This is a genomic window from Yoonia vestfoldensis DSM 16212 (assembly GCF_000382265.1).
Taxonomy (GTDB): Bacteria; Pseudomonadota; Alphaproteobacteria; order Rhodobacterales; family Rhodobacteraceae; genus Yoonia; species Yoonia vestfoldensis.
Map to the genome: position 1 here is coordinate 70,647 of NZ_KB907988.1, position 15,341 is coordinate 85,987.

Sequence of the window (15,341 nt, forward strand, 5' to 3'; positions counted from 1 at the left end):
TGGCAAGAGTCATTCAGCAGGCTCCGTCTGATGTTCGGCAGGTGCGACAGGCAAAGGCGCTTCTCCTTTGGCGTCACGGTTCGAGGCGCCCCGCATCGCATCGAGTGAAGATTGGAAGGTCACGTAATGCGGGAGCTTGAAATGGATACAGAAGCCTGACGCCTCAACCGGTTCTGTATGGTAAAGAAAAAACTCCTCCTCGACCGGCGATCCTTTGGGTGCCTTTGCAGCATTCAGGTCCAGCGTTGCGGCGGCGATTACTTTGACCTCGTTCCAGCCCAATGTTGCGGCAAAGCCCAACTCGAGTGTGTCTGCGCGACCCTTGGACACCACCTCGGCCTGGCTGACCTTGACCCGGCCTGCCGAAAAAAACGATCTGGAGGGGTGGCGCACCATCACTTCTGCCTCGGCCAGCCGAAGCTCGTTGACTGTCGGATGTGCATTGCCATAGCCGCGCATCGCGGCATAGCCGAGCGCGAGCGTGCCGCCGGTATCGGCGCGGGCCAAAGCTTGCAGCCGGTGCGCGCGGGGGGCAGGGAACAGGACAGGTTCACGCGTGATGTCGGGGATGTCTTCGGGCGCGACATAGGGCGTCGCGGGCAGGGCCGAAACCAACCCCTGCGCACGCTGCCATTCAGCAAGCGAAGGCTGGCCGGCCGGAGCGGGATCAGCGGCAGGGGTGACTGGCTCCGGTACGAAATCGCGTCCGGTCAGGACCGCGGTTTCCAGCACGCGATGCGAATAATCCAGCGTCGGCCCCAGGATCTGCCCGCCCGGAATATCCTTGAACGCTGCCGAGATGCGGCGATGGGTAAAGAGCGCCTCTTGCAACACCGGAGCTGCCGTGGCGAGGCGCGGTTGGGTGCTGCGCCACGCACGAAGGACCAGCACCGCCTCGTAGAGATCGCCCCCGGTCTGCGCGAGGGCCAGCGCGGCCATCTCGGGCGCCGAAAGCGAGGCTTCGCCCATAACCCGGTCGATCAACCAGGGCAGTGCTGCCTGCAGTTGCTCGACACGGTTGGCGTCGATCGGACCGGTCATCGCGCGATACAGCCGTTCCGCTTCGGCAATCGCGCGCTCCCCGCCACGGGCGGCAACATAAGCCATCACAGCACCTCGATCATTGTGGAGCGCGGCAGGCCGATCAGTCCCGTGCCGCAGATCAGGAATAACTCGACTCCCGCCGGATACCGGCAGACCCGCGCCCGCGCCGCCCAGAGACCGGGGTGCAGGCCCGCAATCCGGATATTCACCGCCCCGTCGACGCCGGGGCCAGTCAGACTTAACCGGGTGCCTTCGCCCAATCGTGCAGGAGCAAAGACGCTGGCCCCCTCATCGGGATAGAGCGCCGATCCGACGGGCAGGCGGTCGAAATCTGCCAGCGCGGTGTCGTTGTCGAGTGCAGTGAAAAAAGCCTGTTGGGCGTCCTGAGGTTTAACGATCCGGGACCCTGTTGCGGCGATGCGCAGAGCGAAAGCATCATCCTCTGCCCAGACACGGGTTTCCCGGTCGCAAAGCGCCAAAGCCAGCGCGAGGGCGCCGGGTTCGGCCAGGGGCTGCACTTGGCCGGGACGAGCAAGGGCCCACATCATCGCTGCGAAGGCCGCATTGTCGCGACGCTCTTCCGCGTCGGGAAAGGGGGGAGTGCTAAGAGAAGAGGACGGCATCAAAACGTCTCCATCTCGACGCGAGTCGCCGCGACCCGGCGCAGTATGGCATCGTCGGCTGCCTGCCGCACCCGCTCCGTAGTGCGGGTCAGCGCCATGATATCCGCAGCGCCAATGCCCAGCGCCCCTGCAAGATCGACCAGTGCCATCGCCATCGCCTGTTCGAGGTCCCGGCCCGTCACCATGCCGTAACCGGTTGCACCGCCGCTGCGCACATGAGCCTCGGCCACCAGCACTTCACCCAGATGAAAATCGGTCCCCGTCACGGTGTCGCGCATCGGCAGCATTACAAGGCCTGTGCGGCTCTGGATCACCTCGACATCCGGAAGCTTCGGCAAAAGCATCTCGGCCAGCGCCTTCAACGAGGCGGGATCGGTTGCGGCCAAAAGGCTCAGACGTCTGTCCTCAGTCATGCTCAGCACCCGGAATGACCCCCGTCGCCACATCATCAAGCGAGGCGATGGCGAATTGAACCCGAAGGGCGGACCAGATCGCCTCAGAGAACCCGATGGGCTTGCCCTGTGGATCAACATCAATCTTGGTCACTACCATCACGGGATGGTCAGGATGCTGGCCTAGGAGCCGCGCTTCTTCTGACCCCGCGCGACGGGCGAGGATCATGGTCTGCGCTCGGAAATAATCGACGATACCGTAGTCACGGTAGATGTCGGTCACCGAATGGCCCTGCGCGCGCCGCACGGCCATATCTGGAAAGCGGTCGGCCGCGTGAAACGACAGGCCCAGATTGACCGGCACCCCGTCGGCAAGACCCCGGCGCAGCAGGCGGTGCACATTCGCTCCAACGCTCAGTCCAAGCGCAGCCGCGATCCGCTCATCGGCGGTGGTGGTTTCGGTCGCTAAAGTCTCGCCTGTGCCAACATGGCCCTGTTCGCCAAGTGCATGCCGGAACCGGGTCCGTTTGCCGATAGGATAGTTGATCCGTGGTTCGGAGCGCACGAAAGTGCCTCTGCCCTGTTCGACCGAAAGTCGCCCTTCAACTGCCAGCGCCAAAATCGCCCGCCGCACAGAATGCCGACCTGCGCCAAAGCCTCGGCAAAGTTCAGGCTCGGTCGGAAGCCGAGTTCCAGGCGGTAATTGGCCCGTATCGATGCCCTCAAGAAGGGATTCCCTGATTTCCTTCCAGGCATCGCGCGTCATTCGGTGCTTCTTCCATTCATTCGGATGAATCACCGTTAGGTGACGCAGGTGACGCTGGCATGACAATTGAATGAAGATTGGAAGCAGTCTGCCCCTGCCCCCGCTCCGCTACTCACCGTCGGTTACTCTCAGGTGAATACCTTTGTTGCGCACTGCCAAGCGTCGAAATTGCGCAAATCCTCGGTGGCAACGCCCAAAGGTCCGTTAACAATGAACGGCACAAGCTGTTCGTCGCGACCACCATGCGACCGCAACGGTGCATCGAGGCCGGTAAGATCATGTTTGTCGGGCGCTGTTCCCAGTGCAGTGCAGGCTGTGCTGGTTACGACGATGTCTCCAACCCTTTCAGGCGGAAGTGCGTAGGCAAGGCAAGCCGCCTTCCGGTCCAGCACTTCATCGATCCCCGGCACCTGACGCAAAACCTCGATGACTGGAGTCGGGTCAATTCCCGTGGGCAGATAGATGGTGGCAAAGGCGCCAAGCGCGCCGTGATGAGCTACATAGGGGTCCGTAATTGGCAGAATTACGCGGGCCCCGGTGGCCGCTGGAATTGCAGCAAGGACCTGATCTAGATACACTACATTTGGGGTGCCGTCCGCGTGGTGCTTTGGTTTCATTCCATGATCAGCGGTCAGAACCACCCGCGCACCTCCCGCCAACAACCCGCCAAGCGCGCCATCAACCCCCGCCATGAAGGCATTGGCCTCGGTGCTGCCCGGCGCGTGCTTGTGCTGGATATAATCGGATGTGGACAGATACATCAGCTCAGGCTGCCATTCGGCCAAAAGCCGGACTCCGGCGTACAACACGAACAAGGACAGATCACCCGAATAGACCTGAGGCTCCGGGCGGCCCAGCCAAGCGGCGGCATCCTCCAGACCGTTCAGGCTGCGTGTTGTGGCACCCGCTCTTTCGGCGGAAAAACAGATGGCCCGGTCGCTCGCACAGTCCAGGCCCGCTCCAAGTAGTTCGCGCAATTGATCTTTGGCCGTCAGCACAGCTACACGGGCACCTGCATCGTAAAATCCAGCAAAGATTGTGGGCGCGCGCAGGAATCGGATGGAATTCATCATTACTTCCTCTCCCGTTTCAGGATCCAGGAAGAAATTTCCGCAGATTCCATGCATCGAGGACGGCACGCCCGTTGCAATGGACAGGTTGTTGGGATTGGTGAAACTGGGCATCGCCCCCCGCGCCTGCGTCTGGGTCCCGCCATTCGCCAGCATCCCGGCCAGCGCCGGCATTGCGCCCGATGCCAGTGCCGCTTCGATATAGGCGGGCTCGCACCCGTCAAGGCAGATCACCACTGCCGGGCGGGTGGGCCAGTCATAGCTGCGGGAATTTATTGTCATGGTTCGTTTCTGAGTCATAGCTGGATCCTTTCGGTCGGTTCCGTTTGGGGGCGGACAGGGTCCTTGAGCACCAGTTCCACGGCGGTCAGCAGCCACGTCCCAGTGTTGAATTCGATCGGCCGCCCCGCAGGACAGAGATTCATCGCCACCGTGCGTAGTACCGGAGTGTCGCGAGTGAGTTGCAGATCCTCGGCCTCGGACCGTGTGGCAAAGCCACCAGATACCCGCGTTTCGGCCCGGCGATAGCGGGCGACACCATGCGCCTCGTAGACATCGCGGACCGAACCGGCGTTGGCGTAAACTTCTTCGAAGTCAGGAAATCTCTCGAGCGGAAACACCTTGACCGAGCGATAAATGACCGCACCGTCGACCAGACGCAGGCGCCGCAGCCGGATCACCGCATCCCCCAGCGCCACGTTGAGCGCCGCAGCCTCCTCCGCACTCGCCACACCGCGCAGCAGCGACAGCGTACGGGCGGTCACAACAAGGTCGGTCTTGACGAGCCCGTCCGAAAAGCGGCTGCCGTGGTCCAACGTATAGCGCAACGGGACCTGACGCACATAGATGCCAACGCCCTTGCGAGCCTGTAAAAGACCCTCCTGTTGGAGCCGAGACAAAGCCCGTCGCAGGGTGACTCGGGATACCCCAAACATATCGGACATCTGGTTTTCGCCAGGCAGGCGGCCTCCTGCCGCGAGTCTGCCGTCCAGACAGGCCGCTCCAATGCGATCATAAATTTGCAGCCAGATCGGCCGGGTGCTACGCGGGGCAAAGTGAGTTACTGTCAGTTCGTAGAGTGCGGAAGAGATTTGTTCAGTCAAGGACAAGCCTCCGTCGGCCTGCGACAAATACCGCACGCACTCTGCGGGTTTCGGGGCACAACGCAATCACATCGCCGCGCAGCCCAGGTGCAAGCGATCCCCTATCGACAAGCCCAGCTACTTCAGCAGGGTGCCGGGAGACGAAAGGCCAAGCGTCTGCGAATTCCATCCCAGCTTGATCGACCAGTTGGAAAGGTGCGAGGATAAGGGACGGATAAAAGTAATCTGATGACAACACGCTGCCCAGACCCGAAGCCATCGCAGGGCCTGCATCCACAGCATTGTTCTGACTCCCCCCCCGCAATACGTTGGGCGCGCCAAAGACCACATGCTCGCCTGCGGCACGCGCTGCAGCCGCCGTCTCTTCGGTCATCGGGAACTCAGAAGCGCTAATTCCCAAAGCGCGATGCGCCGTCCGGATTTCGGCGCTGGGCTCGTCATGCGCCAGCATTGACACACCAAGGGCCCGGGCGGCGGTGGCAAGGCGCGTGAGCGCGTCCGGAACCTCGCCTGCGCGCTCAGCCATCCGAGCGAGTTCTTTCAGGCAGTTCTCAGGCGATAGGCCCGTCCGCTCTGCCATTCGGCCAATCTTGCGTGATCCGGCGGGCTCACAAAGGTTAATCGTTGTGTGGTCATTGATAGAAAGAATTGATCCCGGTAAGCGATCAATCCACTTGAGCACCTCGTCAACGGCTTCCAGCGCAAAGGTTTCCCAACGGAAGTTTATCCGTGTGTCGCAAGCCAGCGTGTCTTGGGCCATCGCTAGCGCATTCACGAAATCACCTGCGGCTTTGCGGCTGCGCAGTCCGGGTTCCCAACTTATTGTCAGGCCGTGAAAGGCAGTGGTGATGCCGTTGGTGATCATCTGCCGGTCAGCTTCAGCCAACGCCAACGGCAGCGAGAATGTGACACCGGGCCGCGGCATCAGAATGCGTTCAAATCCGTCACCATGCACATCCACGATCCCGGGAAGGAGCCACAAACCGGTCGCGTCGTACAAACGAGCATTGGAAGCCGGTGCGTCTGCGACGCATCCGTCTTCCAGATACAAGTCGCTGCGCTGCATAGTGTTATCCTGCAATACCGTGCCGCCGGCAAGAATCCAGGGTTCGGGCCGCGTTTTTGGTCGGTACATTTTGGTCTCCGCATTCATCGTCATGGCCGTGTCATGTGAATCACGTAACACCTCTCTGTGACAACGCTGTGTATACAGCAACATTGGAGAGAAAAGATGAAACACCTGTTTGCTACGACCGCGATAAGCGTTGCCCTGTTCACTGCTAACCAAGGCATGGCTGAAACACTGCGCCTCGCAGTGACCGACATCGAGGGGCTTGAGGCTCTTCAGCAGGAGTTCGGCCCGTTTGAGGCCGCGCTCGAGGCCGCCATTGGCCATGATATCGAGCTGTTCGCCGTTTCGTCCCGTACGTCGGCGGTCGAAGCAATCAATCAAGGTCAGGTCGATATGATTCTGACGGGTCCCGCAGAATATGTTGTTATCAACGAACTGACCAATCCGGTCATCATCGCAGGCTGGCAACGCCCGAATTACTATGCCCAGATCGTTACTCTGGCCGACGGCCCGATCGGAAGCGTGGAGGACCTGCGCGGTGGCAAGGTCACTTTTGGCTCGGTAGGCTCAACATCACAGCATCTTGGGCCGGCTCAGGTTCTTGCCGATTTCGGTCTGGTTTACAACACCGACTACACTGCAGAGATCATCAGCCGCAACACGGCCATTGAGGCACTGATCCGCGGCGACGTGGAAGCAGTTGGTATGAACGAAGGCCACCTTCAGTCAATCCGCGAGGCTTTTCCCGAGATCGGCTTCACTGTCATAGCCCGTGGCCGAGATCTTCCCAACGACATTCTGGTTGCGCGCGGCGATCTTGACCCCGCAATCATCGACAGCGTCCGGGCTGCTTTTGTCGATCATGCAGACGAACTGATGGCTGCAGTTTTGCAGGGCGACGATAACCAGAAGTACAACGGCGGCTTCTTCTTCACCGAGATCGACGACGCCGACTACGATTATGTCCGCGCCATGTATGCCACGATTGGCGTCGATACGACTGCCTTCGTCGGCGAGTGACACCGAAAAGAGACGGCGGAGCCGGTTCCGGCTTCGCCGCTTTTCTTGATGGAGGGGGACAGACAGTGCTGGATGTACAACAAATCTCGGTCGATGGTCACACGGGCACCGATACCGCAGAAGTGGTCATCAACCTTCAGGGGTTGCGCAAACGCTATGACGCGCGGACCGAGGTCTTGCAGGGCATAGACCTTTCCATCCGGCGCGGGGAGCGGGTGGCGCTCATTGGCTCCAACGGCTCAGGTAAATCCACCTTGCTTCGCTGCCTTGTCGGGCTGCACGCCGTAACCGCTGGCAGCGTCACCACGATGGGCGAAACCTTCAACAGCTTTCCCGACAGAGGACAGCAGCGCAGGTTGCGGGCCCGGACAGGTTTTGTATTTCAGAAACACTGCCTTGTGCGGCGGCGCACTGCACTCTCGAATGTCGTGCACGGTATGTTTTCAGAGCCCGGCAGTTGGCGCGGTTTTGCCCAGTCGTTGGCCCCAGAAGCCTGGCGAATTGCGGCGTTGGACGCCCTTGACGCCGTCAACCTTTCAGAGAAGGCCAGCGATCGGGCCGATGCACTGTCCGGTGGCCAGCAGCAGCGCGTCGCGATCGCCCGCGCGATTGTCCGCCGACCGGTGCTGCTAATCGCCGATGAGCCTGCCGCGAGCCTCGATCCGGTATCGGGGCGAGACGTGATGTTACTATTCAATACTCTTAGTGCGCTTCACGGAATTACCTTGATCTTCACGTCGCACGACATGACCCATGCCCGCGAGTTCGCTGACCGGATCGTCGCTTTGCGCGCGGGGCGCGTGTTTCTGGACAAACCTGCCGCAAGCGTCAGTGACACTGATCTGGAGGCCGTGTTCCATGTCGCGGGCCGCTGACCACCTGCCATCGCGCTTGCCGCGACTGTCACCGCTGGCCTTTGCGTTAACAATCGCTGCGGTCGCAGTTATCCTTGTTTCGATCGGTCAGGTCGCACCGTCGGTGGAGCGGCTTGCAAACGGTCTTCCGAATATGGGCAATTTGCTGTGGCGCATGTCTCCGCCGAACGTGGAGGCCGCATTTCTTTTGCGCGTGTTCTGGCGCATCGTTGAGACGTTCCAGATCGCGGTTGCCGGAGCCGCCATCGGCATCGCACTGAGCCTCCCCATCGCTTGGGCGGCCTCTCGCGGTATAAGCCCTTTTGGTTGGATCGGCGCCCTGTTGTTTAAAGCGTTAATCTCCTTTCTGCGAACAGTGCCTGATCTGGTCTGGGCGCTTTTATTTGTAGCAACTGTCGGGCTTGGCGCGGTGGCTGGAACGATGACGATCGTGGTAGATACGATCGGATTCTGTGGCCGTTTTTTTGCTGAGGCCATTGAGGAGTCCGACAAAGAACCACAAGAGGCGCTCTCAACAATCGGGGCCAATCGTTTTTCCATTCTTCTTGGCGCAGTTCTGCCGGATGTGATGCCCACTCTCATTAACACGTCGCTCTTTGCGCTCGAGAAGGCCATTCGGTCCTCGGTCGTACTGGGTCTTGTCGGGGCGGGGGGTATTGGTCAGGAATTGAAGGTAGCCTTCGACCTGTTTCAGTATCGCAGCGCCTCGACCATCATCCTTGTGATCTTTCTGATTGTTCTGGTGATGGAGTGGGGAACCGACAGGTTGCGTGCGAAGGTTCAATGAGCGTTGGCAATACAACTGCTGTGACGCCATCATGATCCCTCGACTCTCGCCCGCCCGCCGCGGGCCGGTGGTGGCGGCACTTGGCACCGCTATGACGGTCAGCTGGGCTTCGAGCTACTATATCCCTGCGGTCCTGGCTGCGCCAATGGCCCACGATTTGGGCCTTTCGCCTGTCTGGGTCTTCGGAGCCTTCTCCATGGCCTTGGTTGTCTCGGCTATAGTCGGCCCCTGCGCCGGTGCTCGGATCGACGGGACGGGCGGACGGGGTGTGCTGATCCTGTCCAATCTGGTCTTCGCCACCGGGCTGGTGCTTCTTGCAATTGCCCACACGCCACTGGTGTTGTTCACGGGTTGGGCTGTCATTGGCCTTGGAATGGGGATCGGGCTTTACGAAGCGGGTTTTGCAACGCTGACCGCTATTTATGGCAAAGAAGCGCGCGCTCCCATTACCGGCATAACGCTGATTGCGGGCTTCGCAAGTACCGTGGGCTGGCCCTTGTCGGGATTGATGTTGGCCACTTGGGGATGGCGCGAGGCCTGTCTGGGCTGGGCATTGATCCATTTGTGTCTGGCCCTGCCTCTGAACGCGATGCTACCGCATAGAATGGCAGCCCCACATGTGGCGGGGCAGCGGGCAACAGAATTGTCGCGAACCAGCAAATGGGCGATGGTTCTCCTTGCACTTGTCTTTGCAGCGACCACCTTCAACGCGACAGCCATGGCCGCGCATCTGCCAGGGTTGCTCCAGCACGCCGGGGCAAGCACCGCTGTCGCCATCGCCGCCGGTGCACTTATCGGTCCGGCGCAAGTCGCCGCGAGAATGTTCGAATTTAGCTTGTTGCGGCAGTTCCACCCTTTATCCTCAGCGCGCCTCGCCGCTGTTGCCCATCCTGTCGCTGCAGTGACGCTTGTAACCTTTGGTGGCCCTGCGGCCTTTGCCTTTGCACTGCTTCACGGTGCGGGCAACGGTATTCTGACCATAGTAAAAGGCACGCTTCCCCTCGCTGTTTTTGGTGCGGCGGGTTATGGGCAGCGCCTTGGATGGCTGAATGCTCCAGCCCGAATCTTGCAGGCAGCGGCGCCATTGGCTTTTGGAGCGGCGCTAGCAACGTGGGGTCTCTCGGCCATCTGGTTGGCTGCGGGGATTGGTATGGCCGCCACAGTGGCGCTCGTTCTGCTCAAGCATTCAAACCGCCCTGATTGATCGCGAGGGGCGTGTATCAGTCCGGCATGTAGCCGCAGGCCGGTCGAGAACCTGGGCGTTGCCGACTCGCCAATTACCCCTTGCCACGAGCGCCTCAGCTGCTTGACGACACGTCCCGGCCGCGACGCCCCGGACAAATCAGCTTGAATCTTGGTGAGCTTGTCGAGACTACGGCGTCATGACGTCATTACGTCCTGTCGGCAGGGAACTTCATGACCAAGAAGAAAAAAGCTGACCTCGAAGCAGACGCTGGCAAGCGGAAGAACACGTCGTTGCGACTGGACAGCAAGAAACTGAAAGCCCTGAAAGTTCGGGCGATCGAGGACGACACAAGCGTCCAGCAGATCCTTGAGGTTTTGATCGACGAGTACCTGAGCAAGTTTGGAAAGCAGTGACATGACGCATTCGAACGATGCAAGCTACAGCCTGCCGCTCGCTGCGGCGGAGGGTTTGGCCCAGGAAGACTTCGGAAAGTTCACGGCGACTTGGATGCCGGAGGGCGACGACAGCGATCTTACCGTATTGGACTGCTTTGACTTACCACTGCTGCGGTCCGGTCGCCTGCTGCTCGAAATCAGAAACACGCTCGACTTGCTGACTGCTGATGGCCAGATTTTGACCCAGACCGCACAGCGCGGCGGAAACTTTGTCACTGATCTGCCCGACGGGCCGGTGAAACGCGCGCTTGGCGACCTTTCAGTCCTGCGGAGCCTGCTGCCGGTCGGAACCGGCAAAATACGCCGAGAGACTCTGACGCTGCGCGATGACGAGGACAAGGTTCAGTGCCGGGCGCAACTGCGGCAATTGATCACCGCCGATGGCGGCGCGCTTCTGGTATTCGTGCAGGGTTTGCGCGGCTATGAAAAAGCCCGGGCGCTGATGCACAGCAAAATTGAGGCGGCTGGTGGCAAAACGTTTGACGACGATGACCTTTTTGCCCGGCTTTTCCCCGGACGCGTCGCCTATCAAGCAAAGCCGGAGATTGTCATTGCGTCGGACGAGGCCGCCTTTGACATCGCGAACGACATCATCGCCGCCCATATTCTGGTCGCCCGCGCCAACGAACCCGGCATCATTGCGGATCACGACACCGAGTTCCTGCACGATTACCGCATCGCACTGCGCAAGATCCGCTCGGTGCTCAGCCTGTTCAAGGGCATTTACGAACCGGATCAGACAGAAGACCTGAAGGCGCGGTTTTCCAGCCTGATGGCGGCCACAGGGCGGTTGCGCGATCTTGACGTCTATCTGATGGAGAAACAGAAATACTACGCGCTGCTGCCGGTCGCTCTGCACGGTGGACTCGACATGCTGTTCAACCGCCTCAGTGCTGACCGCAAGGAGGAGCATGCCAAACTGGCAGCCCGTCTGCGCTCCAAGAGCTATGCAAAGGAGATTGAGAAGCTCGAAAGGCTTTTTACGAGGCGCAAGAAGCTGAGCCGCGGCCCGAAAGCTGATCTGTCCGCGCACGGCTATGCCAGCACCCTGATATGGAAACGCTACGACAAGGTCCACAAGATCGCCGCAGAAATCGGACCCAACACCGATGACACCGAAATCCATGCCTTGCGCATTCACTGCAAGAAGCTGCGCTATCTGATGGAATTCTTCGCACCGGCTTTTCCTCAGTCACAGGTCAAGAGCCTCATCAAGCCGCTCAGGCATCTCCAGGACACACTGGGCCTTTTCAACGATTATGCGATTCAGCAGGTCAGTCTGGCGGCCATTCTGCATCAACTCGACGAACGGCCCGAGAGCGGTGCCCTCGAACTGGCCCAGAGCATCGGCGCGTTGGTCGCCATGCTGCACCGACTGCAGATCGAAGAGCGGGCAAAGGTCATGGACGGTGTTGCCCGGTTCGACCGCGCAGAAACACGACAGAGGTTCCGCAGCCTGTTCAGGGAGGGCCACTGAGATGAAGATCATCGCCTGTTACTCCAACAAGGGCGGCGTCGGCAAAACGGCGACATCTGTGAACCTTGCTTATGCCTTCGCCGCCGCTGGAAAGCGCACCTTGCTGTGCGATCTCGATCCGCAGGGGGCATCCGGATTCTATTTCCGGGTCAAGCCGTCGAAAAAGCTGACGGAGGCAGCGTTCTTCAAGGATGTCGAGAGGCTTACCAAGGCGATCCGCGGTAGCGACTACAGCAACCTCGACATCCTGCCGGCAAATCTTGGCTTTCGCGAATTTGATGTCTTTCTTTCACGAATGCGGAACAGCCGTTCGCGTCTCAAGAAGGCGCTGAAGGCGATAAGGGCTGACTACGATGTAATCCTGCTCGACTGTCCGCCGAATATCTCGGTTCTGTCAGAAAACGTGTTCCGGACGGCCGATGCGATCGTCGTCCCGGTGATCCCCACCACCCTGTCGGAGCGCACCTTTGAGCAACTTGTCGATTTCTTTTTGGCCCATGACCTGCCGGTGAAAAAACTGCACGGTTTCTTCTCGATGGTGCAGGGCGTTAAGGCGCTGCATGGTGCTACCATTGCTGAAATGCAAAGCCGTTACCCCAAGCGCTTCATGAAGACGCAGATCCCTTTCGCCTCAGACATTGAGCGCATGGGTGTGCTCCGCGCACCGGTCATGGTGACGGCACCGACCAGTGCCGCCAGCAAAGCCTACGAAGCGCTCTACCTCGAAACCGCGCAGCGGGTGGAGGGCGAATGACCGCAACGCCTGTGGAGATTGAACGCAAGTTCCGGGTGCGAAAGATGCCCGACCTCGAGGGTTTGACACCGTTCCGGGTCCGGCAAGGCTATCTGACGCTGCCAGGTGACTCGGTCGAGGTGCGGCTGCGTCAGAAGGACGACCGCTTTTTCATGACGCTGAAATCCGAGGGCGGGTTGGAACGGCTGGAATACGAGGTTCAAATCGACCGGACGCAGTTCGATACCCTATGGCCTGCAACACAGGGCCGCAGGATAGAAAAGACCCGTCATGTCGGTCGGCTTTCTTCGGGCGAGATGCATGAGCTGGATGTGTTCGATGGCAATCTGGCGCAGCTGACGCTGGTCGAGGTCGAATTCCCCTCGCGTGCTGCATCCCGGGAGTTCATCCCACCCGATTGGTTCGGTGCGGATGTGACCAGCGATAAAAGGTTCAAGAACAAGGCACTTGCCATGATGGAATGCTGGCACGAGCCGTAAGAACGAGTTCGCGCCGCGTGCGGACCGCAAGTCGTTAAACAGAAATCCTTTCCGCAGACTTGCACCGTAAATGGACGCTCCCTTGGATAAACGCGTTTCAGAGTCGTCCAAGCTGTGATTTTGCAGTATCTTCGTGACAATGGCGCCCGAAGAATGGTGCAAGCTGCTTAAATTGCGGCCAAGCTGGAGCCCTTCAGATGATGAAATACGTAGTCGGCCTTGGCGCTCTTGTTGTTGTGGTGATCGGATATTTCCTGTTAGCCCCTGCGACCCCGCCTGACCCGGTTCCCGCGCCCGAAGTGGCGGCGTCCGACCCTGAGCCTGCGCCAGCCGCCGTCGCGCCGGCAACACCAGAGACGCCCGAGGCCATTATTTCGCAAGACGTCGTGCCCGTCTCGCCCGACGATGAAGCCTTGCTTGAAACCATGGCCGCCGATGCCCGTGAGAGCCTGCCCTCGACGGTGACGGATACGCTGACGATGACCGATGCGCTGTTCCTGCCGCGGATGCGGATCATGGAATACAGCTACGTGACGACCGCCGTCGATGCCCGTGCCTCTGCCCGAGACATGCGGACGCTGATCGAGGCCCGCGCCGAGAGGCTCTGCCTTGCGGGCCGGCAGATGTTTGCGATGGGCGTGACCCTGCGCAACAGTTTTGAGGATCGCGACGGCAATCTGTTTCAGCGGGTCTATCTCCTGCCGGAGGATTGCGAGCCGTTCTTCTAGCGGCTGCACGTCGCCTTTGGCGCCGATGGCATACCCGTTGTCAGTCGGGACAGCGGACTGTTTTTGAATAGCAACTCTCGTTGAACTACGGTCCGACCTGCGTTTGTCATTGGCGCGCCGCAACCTGCACCTCCACAAATGCGTTGTCTTGGCCCGTCGTTGAAATTCAATCAGGTCGCAGTCACCGCGGCGCCCGAAGCAAAGGAAGAAACGATGTCTCTCGCCCCGCTCAAGACCACCACGGCACTTGTTGCCAGCCTGGCGCTGCTGCTGCAGCCCACCCTCGCGACGACTGCATGGGCGCAAGCGATCGAATTGCTCTGTCGCGACGACTCTGCGCCACCCTGCCCCGAGGGAGAGCCCGAAGCCGGTTCGACCCCAGCAGAACGTGCCGCATTCGCAGCCTCCGAGGCGGCGCGAATTGCTGCAGAGGCAGCCGATACCGCCAGAGAGCTGCGTGATGCCGCTGGAATGCCCCCACTGAAGTGGTCCACCCACTGGGATATGTTTATCCCGATTTCAGGAGGACCAAAGGATGGCTGGAAAACGAGAGAAGCCCGAAGATATCGTGCTGAAACTGCGACAAGTTGAAGTGCTGCAAGGGCAAGGACGGTCGACGGCGGAAGCTGTGCGGCAGATTGGTGTGACGGTTCAGAGCTATTATCGATGGCGTAAAGAGTATGGCGGTATGAGCCGCGATCAGCTCAAGCGCCTCAAAGAGTTGGAGACCGAAAACACTCGGTTGAGACGCGCGGTGTCGGATTTGACGTTGGACAAGATGATCCTCACCGAGGCTGCACAGGGAAACTTCTAAGCCCTTCCCGCCGCCGTCAGTGCATTGATCATGTGCGGCAGGCTCTCGGCGTATCTGAGCGCCGGGCCTGCCGCATACTCGGGCAGCATCGTTCGACACAGCGCAAGGTTCCTTGTGGCTTGCCGGACGAAGAACGGCTGACCGAGGACATCATCGCACTGACAGAAGAGTTTGGACGCTATGGGTATCGCATGATTACCGGGATGCTGAACAACAGCGGCTGGCATGTAAATCATAAGCGTGTTGAGCGAATTTGGCGGCGGGAAGGGCTGAAAGTTCCGCAGAAACAACCCAAGAAGGGTCGGCTGTGGCTGAACGACGGGTCGTGCGTCCGGCTGCGGCCGGAGCGTCCGAACCACGTCTGGTCCTATGACTTTGTTCAGGATCGGACCCATGACGGACGCGTATATCGCACGCTGAATATCATTGATGAGTTTACAAAGGAGGCGCTGATGATCCGCGTCAAACGAAAACTTGATTCAACAGACGTGGTCGATGCGCTGACTGATCTGTTCATCCTGCGCGGGCCGCCGGAATACATAAGGTCTGACAATGGGGCGGAATTAGAGGTGGTTCGGTTTGATTGAACAGGTTCCTGGCGTTTTCTAAGTGGTTTTCCGCCTTGGTTATGCCGCTACCGCTTCGGGCATCGGCTGGTTGAAGTAGGCCTGATCGGGGGTTCTGCCGTCAAGCGAT

General features: G+C 59.9%; 17 protein-coding genes and 1 pseudogene. 11 read left to right on the top strand and 7 right to left on the bottom strand.

Annotated elements, in window-relative coordinates; all coding sequences use genetic code 11:
- Positions 1–9: 9 nt before the first annotated feature.
- From H147_RS0115300 to H147_RS19915, 7 genes are all read right to left on the bottom strand, one after another.
- Positions 10–1,107, bottom strand: coding sequence for a carbon-phosphorus lyase complex subunit PhnI (locus H147_RS0115300; protein WP_019956266.1), 1,098 nt, complete (start codon positions 1,105–1,107; stop codon positions 10–12).
- Entirely contained in the window at positions 1,107–1,667 is a 561-nt protein-coding gene (phnH, locus tag H147_RS0115305) for a phosphonate C-P lyase system protein PhnH (protein ID WP_026352586.1), read from the bottom strand. Before phnH ends, H147_RS0115300 begins: the two co-directional genes overlap by 1 nt.
- The gene (locus tag H147_RS0115310) at positions 1,667–2,080 is read right to left on the bottom strand and encodes a phosphonate C-P lyase system protein PhnG (protein WP_019956268.1); all 414 of its coding nucleotides are present in this window, start codon (positions 2,078–2,080) and stop codon (positions 1,667–1,669) included. The genes phnH and H147_RS0115310 overlap by 1 nt, the downstream gene beginning before the upstream one ends.
- A complete protein-coding gene (phnF, locus tag H147_RS0115315; protein ID WP_043700111.1) occupies positions 2,073–2,825 on the bottom strand; it encodes a phosphonate metabolism transcriptional regulator PhnF in 753 nt (250 codons plus the stop codon). The genes H147_RS0115310 and phnF (H147_RS0115315) overlap by 8 nt, the downstream gene beginning before the upstream one ends.
- A 128-nt stretch (positions 2,826–2,953) precedes the next feature.
- Positions 2,954–4,195, bottom strand: a complete 1,242-nt coding sequence (gene phnA, locus H147_RS0115320; protein ID WP_026352588.1) for a phosphonoacetate hydrolase — start codon at positions 4,193–4,195, stop codon at positions 2,954–2,956.
- Positions 4,192–5,034 carry a phosphonate metabolism transcriptional regulator PhnF gene (phnF, locus tag H147_RS19910; protein WP_245541165.1) on the bottom strand — a complete coding sequence of 281 codons (843 nt, stop codon included), beginning with the start codon at positions 5,032–5,034 and terminating at the stop codon, positions 4,192–4,194. The genes phnA and phnF (H147_RS19910) overlap by 4 nt, the downstream gene beginning before the upstream one ends.
- Positions 4,991–6,157, bottom strand: a complete 1,167-nt coding sequence (locus H147_RS19915; protein WP_019956272.1) for an alpha-D-ribose 1-methylphosphonate 5-triphosphate diphosphatase — start codon at positions 6,155–6,157, stop codon at positions 4,991–4,993. The genes phnF (H147_RS19910) and H147_RS19915 overlap by 44 nt, the downstream gene beginning before the upstream one ends.
- A gap of 72 nt (positions 6,158–6,229) precedes the next feature.
- Between H147_RS19915 and H147_RS0115335 the strand changes: the two genes are divergently transcribed.
- The 11 genes and pseudogenes from H147_RS0115335 to H147_RS20620 all read left to right on the top strand — a co-directional run.
- Positions 6,230–7,090: a PhnD/SsuA/transferrin family substrate-binding protein gene (locus H147_RS0115335; RefSeq protein WP_026352589.1), complete on the top strand. Its 861-nt coding sequence runs from the start codon at positions 6,230–6,232 to the stop codon at positions 7,088–7,090.
- A 65-nt stretch (positions 7,091–7,155) separates the two neighbouring features.
- Positions 7,156–7,965: a phosphonate ABC transporter ATP-binding protein gene (locus H147_RS0115340; protein ID WP_019956274.1), complete on the top strand. Its 810-nt coding sequence runs from the start codon at positions 7,156–7,158 to the stop codon at positions 7,963–7,965.
- The gene (gene phnE, locus H147_RS0115345; protein WP_019956275.1) at positions 7,949–8,752 is read left to right on the top strand and encodes a phosphonate ABC transporter, permease protein PhnE; all 804 of its coding nucleotides are present in this window, start codon (positions 7,949–7,951) and stop codon (positions 8,750–8,752) included. Before H147_RS0115340 ends, phnE begins: the two co-directional genes overlap by 17 nt.
- A 31-nt stretch (positions 8,753–8,783) precedes the next feature.
- Entirely contained in the window at positions 8,784–9,956 is a 1,173-nt protein-coding gene (locus tag H147_RS0115350) for an MFS transporter (RefSeq protein WP_019956276.1), read from the top strand.
- 212 nt (positions 9,957–10,168) lie between these two features.
- Complete coding sequence (locus H147_RS0115355; protein ID WP_019956277.1) at positions 10,169–10,351, top strand: hypothetical protein; 183 nt, start codon at positions 10,169–10,171, stop codon at positions 10,349–10,351.
- Between the two features lies 1 nt (position 10,352).
- The gene (locus tag H147_RS19920; RefSeq protein WP_019956278.1) at positions 10,353–11,870 is read left to right on the top strand and encodes a CHAD domain-containing protein; all 1,518 of its coding nucleotides are present in this window, start codon (positions 10,353–10,355) and stop codon (positions 11,868–11,870) included.
- Position 11,871: 1 nt separating this feature from the next.
- Positions 11,872–12,624 carry a ParA family protein gene (locus H147_RS0115365; RefSeq protein WP_019956279.1) on the top strand — a complete coding sequence of 251 codons (753 nt, stop codon included), beginning with the start codon at positions 11,872–11,874 and terminating at the stop codon, positions 12,622–12,624.
- A complete protein-coding gene (locus H147_RS0115370; RefSeq protein WP_019956280.1) occupies positions 12,621–13,103 on the top strand; it encodes a CYTH domain-containing protein in 483 nt (160 codons plus the stop codon). The genes H147_RS0115365 and H147_RS0115370 overlap by 4 nt, the downstream gene beginning before the upstream one ends.
- Before the next feature lie 197 nt (positions 13,104–13,300).
- Positions 13,301–13,831, top strand: coding sequence for a hypothetical protein (locus H147_RS20390; protein WP_051108220.1), 531 nt, complete (start codon positions 13,301–13,303; stop codon positions 13,829–13,831).
- 138 nt (positions 13,832–13,969) lie between these two features.
- A complete protein-coding gene (locus H147_RS21060; protein ID WP_211216582.1) occupies positions 13,970–14,422 on the top strand; it encodes a hypothetical protein in 453 nt (150 codons plus the stop codon).
- A pseudogene (locus H147_RS20620) lies at positions 14,367–15,208 on the top strand (IS3 family transposase); the annotation flags it as partial. The gene H147_RS21060 and the pseudogene H147_RS20620, both read left to right, overlap by 56 nt.
- Positions 15,209–15,341: the final 133 nt, after the last annotated feature.